This window comes from Pedobacter sp. CG_S7, from assembly GCF_040544395.1.
Taxonomy (GTDB): Bacteria; Bacteroidota; Bacteroidia; order Sphingobacteriales; family Sphingobacteriaceae; genus Pedobacter.
In genome coordinates, this window is the sequence record NZ_JBEONS010000088.1 from 1 (window position 1) to 2,752 (window position 2,752).

A 2,752-nucleotide genomic window follows, 5' to 3' on the forward strand; every position below is an offset into this window, starting at 1 on the left:
TTTTTCTGCTTTGGTCATATTGATTGTTTTTTAAAAAGCAAATGTAGAGTCAAGTTGCCTTTAAAAAAATATGGACTTTGTGGGGCGGATACGTTAGTTCCGCTTACTGCTTTGGCATCTACACCGTTAAGGGCTTTTACCAGTTCTCCGGCCTTCGAGGCGGAAAGCGTTGCGTTTCCGGCTACCAAGGCATCCTTAACATTGTAATACAAGGGAAGCAAGGCAGGTATTTGTACGGTTTTCGAATGAGCAGTATGGTCTTGTTGTGCAAACCCAGTTTGCATAAATGCGGTCGACATAACGGCAACCATTAGAAATATATTTTTCATTTTATTGATTTTAAATTTAAATAATCATTAGGCCGATAGTAGACTAACGGATAAAAATTAAAAACTCTAAATCAAATCTGAAAGCTTTGTATGGCTATACGTACATCTGGGACGGGGGGTCGGCAATACCGGACGAAATACGCATTAGGAGTGTTTACCGGAAATGTGTTTAACCTACCTATATGATAGGTCGTAACTGGCAGATCAAAAAAAGACAAGGTCAGCAGACTATAGTCGAAACTGCGCTGGGCCATTTTTTCCGCTATTGTGAGTTTAGCGACTTCATCTTTACAACAATTGTCTTTTGATCCTTTGGCTGAATGATGATCAGACTCAGCTTTAACATTCATATGAGTATGCTCGCTGGCAAGGATCGTCATATGCTCTTTATGATGATCACCATTAAATCCCATATTCATTCCAACAATACAAGCAAAGCCCACCATGGTATTCATAAGGAATACCATGGTTAAAAAGGCAGCTTTAAACTGTACGGATGAACGGATTTTCATTTGATATTAAAGTAAACTATTATTCTCTAATTACGTACTACTGCCAAAGGTAGCGGAACGCCTATTCCAAAACTTACATAATTTTGTAATAAACATATAAAATTCTTACCTGCCCCTAATCCAGCAGATAAGAATTTTCAAACTTGTTTAGGCGGCTGTTGCCATTTGCTCACAAGCCTCAGCACATTTGCGGCAAGCTTCAGCACATTCCTTGCAATGTTCGATGCCCATTTCTGCATGCTTTTCACATTCTTCAGCGCAGGCGTTACAAACATCAGCGCAAACTCTGCACAAATGAGCACTGTATTCGCTTCCTAAACTCATGACTTCTGCCGCTGAGCGGCAGATCGCCGCACATTCCAAGTCTAACTGGATACATCGGGTCATCATTTTTACGTCATCTTCTTTTAAACATTCGGTAGCACAGTGGTTACAGGCTACTGCACATGCTACGCAGGCATCAATGCAATCTTGAAATTTTTGATGTGACATAATCTTACTGTTTTAAATGTTGTATAAATTGTTTATTGTATATTGATACTGGTTATTTACCGTCTGAAATTATCCAGGCATGCAAGTCTTTTATTTCTTTATCCTGTGCTGTTATTATATTTTTAGCCAACGATTTCATTGATTCTTCCTGGCCATAAATTAGCTCCAGACTTGCATTTTCTATTGCACTCTGATGATGCTGTATCATTAACATGGCAAAATCATGGTCGATATCCCCATTAATGATTTGGAGATCAGTGATTTTACCAGACCGTTCCATATTAGCCATTTGCTGCATACCTAGTTCGGGTACATTTGCGTGTGCTGGATGGGAATTTAAGAAAAAGGTCAGCTGTGCTATTTCCTCTGTTTGAGCATCAATGATCATTTGAGCTGTTTTTTTCATTAGTGCATCATCGCCACTTTTCAGCTCATCATTAGACATGTCGATAGCTCCCTGATGATGCATTTTCATCATCATGGCAAAATCATTATCTGGATCATTTGTTTTTTGCATTGTCATCATCTTCTCCATCATAATATGCATTATAGACATCATCTGATTTTTGTCGTGTTCTTGGATGGTGATCTGGTTATCATCATCTTTACTGCATGCCTGGGCAAAAATCATTAGTCCGGCAAGTGATAGCATTATTAAGTTGTTTTTCATAATTATGCATGTTAATAGGTGATTATATTTTAATTAGTGCAGGATAGGTCTCATATAAATACCTTAATAACAAGGCTGTTTCTGTTTTTGTTCTGAAAATCGCAAATTTTAACTTTGGCAAACTTCAAGCCTAATTCCGACTCGCATTCTGGTATTAGAATGGTATACTCTAATTACAGCCCTTCTGATTTGTAACCAGCATTTTAAATTACTTCCTAATCATCTCTCCCGGATTTGCCCTCTATCGTTAGTAAACTACCTTAAATACAATTTTTACTTATTTTTCATTCTTTCTAAAATCACCTTCATTTCAGCTATTTCCTTTTCTTGAGATGCAATAATTCCTTTAGATAATTTTTTAACCTGTAGATCTTTAATTTCCGCATGTTTACTTGTAAGGATTGCGGATGAATGATGTGGTTCATTTTCATTACGGCGACAACATCCTAATTGGCACTTATCAGTGAATATTCATTTAAATAGCTTTTGAATTCACTAATAAACCTTTTTTATGTCTTATTTTGATAACTCAACGTTAAAAACCGCTTTACTCATACCTCATAACAGCAGATTTTTCCGCATCTAGCAACAATAGACTTCTTGCCTCGACAAACTTTGCCCTTTGCAATAAGATAAAAAACAGTGTGGAGTTGCTACGGATCAATGCCAAATGTTGTGGGCTGAGGCTAAAAATTTATCTTTGTATTTTGATAAAGATTGATATTTATGCCCACGAGCCACACCTCCAT

At 37.2% G+C, this 2,752-nt stretch carries 4 protein-coding genes; all 4 read right to left on the reverse strand.

All coding sequences use genetic code 11. The features are described from left to right. Positions 1-14: 14 nt before the first annotated feature. A complete protein-coding gene (locus AAKU52_RS17290) occupies positions 15-329 on the reverse strand; it encodes a DUF3347 domain-containing protein (RefSeq protein ID WP_354335879.1) in 315 nt (104 codons plus the stop codon). 71 nt (positions 330-400) lie between these two features. Further along, the gene (locus AAKU52_RS17295) at positions 401-841 is read right to left on the reverse strand and encodes an HYC_CC_PP family protein (protein ID WP_354335881.1); all 441 of its coding nucleotides are present in this window, start codon (positions 839-841) and stop codon (positions 401-403) included. A gap of 147 nt (positions 842-988) precedes the next feature. After that, entirely contained in the window at positions 989-1,333 is a 345-nt protein-coding gene (locus AAKU52_RS17300) for a four-helix bundle copper-binding protein (protein WP_502931038.1), read from the reverse strand. A gap of 52 nt (positions 1,334-1,385) precedes the next feature. After that, a complete protein-coding gene (locus AAKU52_RS17305; protein ID WP_354335884.1) occupies positions 1,386-2,003 on the reverse strand; it encodes a DUF305 domain-containing protein in 618 nt (205 codons plus the stop codon). Positions 2,004-2,752: the final 749 nt, after the last annotated feature.

Bases quoted from the DNA above. Each gene is read 5' to 3' on its own strand.
- AAKU52_RS17290 (WP_354335879.1), bottom strand. From the start codon at position 329: ATGAAAAATATATTTCTAATGGTTGCCGTTATGTCGACCGCATTTATG.
- AAKU52_RS17295 (WP_354335881.1), bottom strand. From the start codon at position 841: ATGAAAATCCGTTCATCCGTACAGTTTAAAGCTGCCTTTTTAACCATG.
- AAKU52_RS17300 (WP_502931038.1), bottom strand. From the start codon at position 1,333: ATGTCACATCAAAAATTTCAAGATTGCATTGATGCCTGCGTAGCATGT.
- AAKU52_RS17305 (WP_354335884.1), bottom strand. From the start codon at position 2,003: ATGAAAAACAACTTAATAATGCTATCACTTGCCGGACTAATGATTTTT.